This window comes from Pseudomonas putida (assembly GCF_030159595.1).
Taxonomy (GTDB): domain Bacteria; phylum Pseudomonadota; class Gammaproteobacteria; order Pseudomonadales; family Pseudomonadaceae; genus Aquipseudomonas; species Aquipseudomonas putida_AC.
The window spans coordinates 1-299 of record NZ_BSKJ01000041.1; the positions used below are offsets into that span (position 1 = coordinate 1).

At 60.9% G+C, this 299-nt stretch carries 1 protein-coding gene; it reads left to right on the forward strand.

The features are described from left to right. Window positions 1–299: immunoglobulin-like domain-containing protein (locus tag QQL85_RS26465; RefSeq protein ID WP_284357335.1), on the forward strand; the 299-nt coding region annotated here is incomplete at both ends.

The window sequence follows — 299 nt, forward strand, 5'->3', positions numbered from 1 at the left end:
GACGCCGGCCAGATCAGCGTGGGCATCAAGTCCGCCGTGGACGTGGATGGTCGTACCTTCGAGAACCTGCAGCTGGGCGGCAACGCCTCCGTTCAGGTCACCGATACCACCGACGAAGTCATCGCCAAACTGACTGCGACCCCGTCGGTTACCGAAGGCGGCGTGATCACCTACACCATCACGCTGACCAACAAAGATGGTCTGCCGATCAACAACCACTCGGCCCTGACCTTCACGCTGAACGATGGCAAGACCACCATCACCGTGCCAGCCAATGGCACCGTGGGTACTACCACCGT